Genomic DNA, 6,424 nt, shown 5'->3' on the forward strand with positions numbered 1-6,424 from the left:
TGCGACGTGGTGCCCGGCTGATTCAGCTGGGTGGCCGACCCGGGCTCCACAGTGATGCGCCGACTGACCGCGCACACTCGCATGCTCGGTATGGTCGCAGCCGGTGGCAGCCTCGGTGCACCGACGCGCTACGTCGTCGGTGACCTGTGGACTCCGCCAGCGTGTGCGTTTCCGTGGTCGACGTTCGCGATCAACATCGTGGGGGCCTTCGCTCTCGGGTTGTTGTTGGAGACGTTGACCCGCTCCGGCTCCGACGTGGGACGTCGCCGTTCGATACGACTACTGCTCGGCACCGGATTTCTGGGCACGTTCACCACCTACAGTTCACTGGTAGTCGACACCGACCTGCTCATTCATCACGGCCGAATCGCCCTCGCGGCCGTGTACGCCGCAGGTAGTGTTCTCGTCGGGCTCTGTGCAGCCGGCGGCGGAATGTGGTCCGCCGCTCGTCTGGCCGGACCCCTCGGCCACGGACCGACTGAGGCATCGATGTGACGGCAGCCTTGGTCGTCGCAGTTGCCGGGATCGGCGCTATCGGCGCAGGAGCACGGTATGCCACCGACGAAACGCTGAAGAAAATCGTCAGCCCATCATTTCCGTGGGCGACGCTGTGCATCAACATCATTGCCAGTTTCGGCCTCGGTGTCGTCACAGGCATGGTCCTAGTCGACGGCGCACCATCGGAGTTACGTGTCCTCGTCGGAGTCGGGTTCTGCAGCAGTTACAGCATCTTCAGCACTGCAATGCTCGAAGCCGTGATCCTGCTTCGTCAGGGGCGTTGGCGTTCTGCAGTCGCTGCCGCAGCCGGAACGTTCGCCGCGACCAGCCTCACCGCTGCAGTCGGACTCGCCGTCGGCAGCGCCTGATGACTTCACGCAGCACAAGCAGGCGTCATCGGCTGCCATTCGCGGTGGTCTCTGATGACTGCCCACAGGACGCCGACGAGTCTGCCGGCGAGGGCGAAGATGGATTGGACGTGCCGTTGGTATACGCGCGTTTTCGCTGATAGAACTCACGGGACGGGCCTTCACGCTGGGAGCTGCTGAAGGCTGCCATGAAGAACACGTGCCGTAATAGAGGGTGTTAGCGCTTGGGCCGGTGCAGGACTCCGGTGAGGGGATCTTGTGTAAGAAACTGGAAATCGTGTCAGTTGATGTAGGGGTCGAGTCGGTCCGGGTAGTTGATGACGAGGGCGCCGAGGGCTTGTTTCCAGCCGTTGACGTGTGCTCCTTCGACGAGTCGATTGGCCTTCGTACCGTCGCGGGGTGCGAGTCGGTCGCCGCGTAGCTTGTCGCGTTCGCGGGCACGTTTGTCTTCGATGTCGCAGATCGCGAGCCACAGAAACTTTTGCGCTTGATCATTCGGGAAGTGGCCGCGATTTTGATGATCTTTCGGAGCTGGTAGTTCAAAGATTCGATCGCGTTGGTGGTGTAGATGATCTTGCGGACCGCCGGCGGGAACGCCAGAAACGGAATGAACCGCTCCCACGCGCTCTCCCAGGTGCGTACTGCGGTCGGAAGCTTCGAGCCCCATTTCGAGGTCTTGAAGTCGGTGAGCGCGGCCTCGGCGGCTTCGACGGTCGGTGCGGTGTAGATCAGCTTCAATGCCGCCGCGACTGCTTTGCGGTCACCGTAGGCGACGAACCGCATCGAGGCACGGATCAGGTGGACGGTGCAGGTCTGCACGACGGTGTTCGGCCAGGTCGCCTCGATCGCGTCGCCGAAGCCGGTGAGCCCGTCCGTGCAGGCGATGATCACGTCCTTGAGGCCGCGATTGGCGAGCTCGGCGCAGATCCCGGCCCAGAATTTCGCGCCTTCGTGTTCTTGCACCCAGATGCCCAGCACATGCTTGATTGAAGTCGATGTCGATACCGACCGCGATGTGCGCTGCTCGGTTGCTGACCTGCTGGCCGGAGCGGATTTTGACCACGATCGCATCCAGGTACAGGATCGGATCGAGCGGGCGACGCTGCCACTCGAGGACCTCCTCGAGCACCGAATCGCTGATTTTGGAGAATCGTCACGCGGGAGATCTCGGTGCCGATCGTCGTGGCCAGGTGGTGTTCGATGTCGCGGACGGTCATCCCGCCCGCGTACAGCGAGACGATCATGTCGTCGAGACCGCCGATCCGTCGGGCGCCTATGGGATCCAGCCGCGGAACGAAGGAGCCGTCGCGATCGCGTGGAATCGACAGGGCCACGTCGCCGACCTCACTGGAGACGGTCTTTTTGCTGAATCCGTTGCGGGAGTAGGAGATTCCGCGTGCAGCGGGATCGTCTTTGTCGTAGCCGAGGTGTTCGGTGAGTTCGGTTTTCAGTCCGCATTCGAGGACCGCTTTGACCATCTCCTGCAGAAACCCGCCCTTGCCGATGATCTGCAGTTCGCCGGCGTCGTCTTGGCCATCACCTCATCGAGTGCGCCCGAGGATCGCAGCGTCTCGAACGCACTCGTACCCGAGTCCTCGCCGCCGTCTCCGTTGCCATCCGCCTGATGATTGCCCACAATCATGGTCAAGATAATGCTCCGTTCGTGTCAATTAGCTCTCCCACAAACCATCTGACACGCCCGAGTACGGCGCTCGACAGGAACGGCGCGAACGAAGATTATTGTTTCCGCAGTCGCGGATGTTCCGACCGGGAACGCACCGTTGTCAGCACGGCGCGTTCCCGCTGTAGCTCTCAGCTGCTGCCCCGCACGTTCATGCTCTATCCGTGGCCACGCCATCGAGCTTGTTATCGACTGTACTCCAACATTTTTCGGAATCTCACGATCCGGTTCGCCGCTTCACCTGCTTCCGCAACACGTTCGGAGGCTTCTGCGCGCAATAGCCTGCACAGGCCCCGGAAGGTAGGCCGTACACCACGCATCTGCCGTCTTATCGAGCGGCTTCGACAGCCGAATCGAACGCGTTCTCTTCCCATTTCCGGAACCGTCTCATCGCCGTCGACGCCACTACCCCATCCGTCTCCTGACCGATTCGCGCCCAGGACCATTCAGGATGCGCCCGCCTCAGCCTGACGGTGTCCCGCACTTCGGAGGACAGGACGTCGACGTCGTCATCCATCTCTGGAATCGGCAACATCACCGGTGGGGTAGGTGAACTCTCGGACTCCTCGGCGTACTCAAGCTCTACCTCGGGCCTGGAAGCCACCTCTTCGTCGGCACCGACGTCCACGTCGCTCGGAGAACGCTCGCAGTGAGCCCTGCGGGGTGCACGCAGGATGATTGCAAGCACCTCCGTCATCAGAAGGAGTGAAATGGGCGCAAGGGGAGCAATACCCGCCGACACCACTGCTGGCAACAACGTTGCACTGAGCACTGCGTGATACGAGTTCCCTGCAATCGACGCTGCAGCAGCAACCCGCAGGAGCAGGGTCACGAAACGCCTACCGCGCACTGTGCGTTTGTCGACGTGGTTCGACAACGCAATCGCCGTCACCGTGAGTGAGACGATTGCACCATCCAGCACAATCGGGATCACCCATGCCTGCGCGTGACCGGTGCCGCCCATGATCGCCAGCTCCCGCAACGCCGCGAAACTCAACCAGAACGACGCCCCCGCAATGCCGACAACCAGCACGACCGCGGTTGCCAGCGCCCACTGCAAGACTCGCGGATGAATCGGCGGGGCGTCGACATCTGCGGTGTCGTGCGGGAGGTGTTGTGCGTGGACGGTCATCGGATCCTCGGTCCCCGTGCAAGCGGGCCGGTGCGTTGCGGGAACGGCTCACCGTCGTTGAACCTGTTGCGCAACGTCTCCAGGTACTCCTCGACCGCTGCGTTGACCAGATCCGACGGACCGCGCGGTGCCCCCGGTGTCGCCGACAATGCTTCGGCGGCATTGAGCAACTCGTCGACGGTCGAACGGTACAGATAGAACGAGCGCTTCCATTTCGTTCGGTCCGGTTCGTCCGCAACCGGTGCCGGTTCCGGTTGCGCATCCACGTCCTTCGGTTGCGGTGGGTCGACCGGGCTTCAATCGGCGAGTGCGCTCTTCATGCGTTCAGGTCTGGGCATCAGTGCACTCCGTCCGTGAGGATTGCGATGGTGTCGCGGTAGATCGTCGACAGGTTTCGCGATTGCGTGGTGCCCCAGTCGGGCAGGCTGGTCTGCGACTCCATCGCGTCCTTGATTACGACGCGCTTCGGGATCGCGTCGCCGAGGATGTTGATGTTGGCGGCGATCTCGATCAGCTGCTCGCGGCCGGCGATGGTGTTGTTCTCGTGCAGGTTGATCATCGCCCCAAGTAGTTCGAGCTGCGGGTTGTAGCTGCGTTTGACGGCCTCGATCGTGCGCCGCAGCCGCGCCAGCCCGTTCGCCGAGAACAGCGCGGACTGGCTGACCACCACCACTTTTCGCGCTGCGACGAGTGCGTTGATGGTCAGCAGGTCCAGGCTGGGTGGGCAGTCGATGAGCACGACGTCGTACACCCCGCCCATGAGGTCGACTGCGTCCCGCAGGCGGCGCTCCCTCCCCGCGCCGGCGACGACCAGTTGATCGCGGACGTATGCCAATGATTCGTTCTCCGGGACCGTCGGGACGAGTTCGACTCCCGGCCAAATGGTGGGCACGACCGCGTCGGCGATCGTCGCCGTGGAGGATTCGGAGAGCACGTCCGCGACACCGACATCGTCGCGTGCGAGCACCTGACGGCTCAAGACGGTACTCAGGTTGCCCTGGGGGTCTATGTCGACCACCAGCACCCGCTTTCCGACCTTGGCGGCGGCATGGGCAAGGTGGAACACGGACGTCGTCTTGCCCACTCCCCCTTTCTGATTGCAAAACGCGAGAACGTCAGACATCACGGGCCTCACTTCCATTGGATGCAATACGCGAAATAGGTGACTGGCATCCCATGCTGGTATCGGGAGCATCGGGTGACACGCGCGCCACGGAGGTATCGGATGCTTGGGGTGCTACACCCGCAACGCGTGCCACACGTTCCATGCCCACATGGGACGTATTGGATGCATCGACTGACAACACTTCCCGAGCAGCCGTTGCAGACGTGGCGTGTGCGGAGCGTATGGGCCGAGTTGGATGAACTAGGTCCGACACCACCAAGTCGCGTCTTACGTGTATTTCATGCCCAGATGATTGGTTCACGGGCCCGATGGGTGTTCGAATAATGCTCACCCACAACACATTTGTCGTGTCTACGAGTTGCCGAGATTGATCTTCGAAGCGGGCGTCATGCATCGGTGCCACTACAGGCCCAGCAGGTTGACTCGTCCGATCACCCGCATCCAGGCGACCAGTAAACAGCCACCAATGCTGCCGGTGACTTAGAGCTTTGTTCTCGACGGTATGTACCGCATCGACTCCTGAGATTGGCGATTGTTCAGGTTGCTGGATGACGTGCATGGTTACCTCTCTTCTTCGGGTTGCGTATGTAAGACAAGGGACTTCGTCCTGCTCTCTCTTGGACCCCCCATGGGAAACCCCACTGTTTCTGCACCCGCGTTGTCCGCTCCACGCCCGATGGCCCCGCGTCGCAGTGGACGCGTGGCTCATCGGTATCGCCACTTGGTCGATGATCAGTCGAGCCAGTGGTGCCTCGGGGCCGGTCCCGAGGATTCATAAGGTGCACAGGCCGGCGGCAGGCTGGTTTGGAACGTCGGGCGCTGCCAGAAAACGACGCAGCGACGGTCGGTTCGCTCGTGACCGGCCGGACGACGAAAGAAATAGACTCGTCCGATTGGGACCGAAACTGCGAAACCGACTCGTACGCTGATGGATACACACACTTAGTGTGTGGATTCAGGTACGGCGAATCCACCGGACCGGAGGGCTAGTGGTAGCTCGTCAGCCGGTGCGGGTGGTCGCGAATGTTCTTGAAGAAGTCGTTATGACCGCTTAGGATCGTGTGTCGAAGCTCCTTCCTTTGGGTTGAGGTTTCGTTGACGCCCTCGGCCTCGGTGCTCGTAACACCGGGAATCGCCGGGGGCGTCTCTAGTTCGCGACATCCCCGACTTGCGTGCGCACTTCGTTGACCACCCGCGGTTTGCTTCCTCTGCGCGACGAGCTGCGCTTTTCATCAATCTGGGGAAGTACTTGCTGGACTGGCAAAATGCACAGACCAGCGTACGTGCTAACGGCCTTTTGAAGGCCATCTGGATCGCTGGCAGTTTCGCAAGTAGCGCGATGGAGCCCGACGACATCGATGTCTCACCGATTCTCGACGGCCCTAAGCTTTTGGAGATCAAAGGACGTGTTGGCGCAGGACGCATCGCAGAGTTGCAAGGCGAGCGACGCGAACGGATGGTGCGTGAGTATGGAGTGGAGCCCTTCCCAATAACCTGGTGGCCAGTAACCACGCTGCGCCGAGGTGAACCGCCCCGGGTTTTCTGCCGCTCCTATGCTTGCGACATCTCCGGGTGGAGGGTCGATTCTTGACTGTAGTAGACCTGTTCGAACTCGTCCG

At 61.6% G+C, this 6,424-nt stretch carries 6 protein-coding genes and 1 pseudogene; 3 read left to right on the forward strand and 4 right to left on the reverse strand.

Annotation, left to right across the window (positions count from 1 at the left end; genetic code table 11):
• The first annotated feature begins 30 nt into the window (after nt 1-30).
• Nucleotides 31-495: a fluoride efflux transporter FluC gene (locus tag CHB96_RS22580; RefSeq protein WP_245866051.1), complete on the forward strand. Its 465-nt coding sequence runs from the start codon at nt 31-33 to the stop codon at nt 493-495.
• Nucleotides 492-866: a fluoride efflux transporter FluC gene (locus CHB96_RS22585; RefSeq protein ID WP_176444444.1), complete on the forward strand. Its 375-nt coding sequence runs from the start codon at nt 492-494 to the stop codon at nt 864-866. Before CHB96_RS22580 ends, CHB96_RS22585 begins: the two co-directional genes overlap by 4 nt.
• Nucleotides 867-1,146: 280 nt before the next feature.
• On the opposite strand, the pseudogene CHB96_RS22590 reads toward CHB96_RS22585, so the two are convergent.
• The 4 genes and pseudogenes from CHB96_RS22590 to CHB96_RS22605 form a co-directional block, all read right to left on the reverse strand.
• Nucleotides 1,147-2,403: pseudogene (locus tag CHB96_RS22590) on the reverse strand (IS256 family transposase).
• Nucleotides 2,404-2,875: 472 nt separating this feature from the next.
• A complete protein-coding gene (locus CHB96_RS22595; protein WP_089250490.1) occupies nt 2,876-3,679 on the reverse strand; it encodes a DUF2637 domain-containing protein in 804 nt (267 codons plus the stop codon).
• Nucleotides 3,676-3,945, reverse strand: coding sequence for a hypothetical protein (locus CHB96_RS22600; protein WP_245866053.1), 270 nt, complete (start codon nt 3,943-3,945; stop codon nt 3,676-3,678). The genes CHB96_RS22595 and CHB96_RS22600 overlap by 4 nt, the downstream gene beginning before the upstream one ends.
• Nucleotides 3,946-4,016: 71 nt before the next feature.
• Nucleotides 4,017-4,820, reverse strand: a complete 804-nt coding sequence (locus CHB96_RS22605) for a ParA family protein (RefSeq protein WP_281254448.1) — start codon at nt 4,818-4,820, stop codon at nt 4,017-4,019.
• A 1,153-nt stretch (nt 4,821-5,973) separates the two neighbouring features.
• Between CHB96_RS22605 and CHB96_RS30425 the strand changes: the two genes are divergently transcribed.
• A complete protein-coding gene (locus CHB96_RS30425; RefSeq protein ID WP_371829042.1) occupies nt 5,974-6,396 on the forward strand; it encodes a DUF6932 family protein in 423 nt (140 codons plus the stop codon).
• Nucleotides 6,397-6,424: the final 28 nt, after the last annotated feature.

The sequence above is a fragment of the Rhodococcoides kyotonense genome (assembly GCF_900188125.1).
In the GTDB taxonomy this organism is placed as follows: Bacteria; Actinomycetota; Actinomycetes; order Mycobacteriales; family Mycobacteriaceae; genus Rhodococcoides; species Rhodococcoides kyotonense.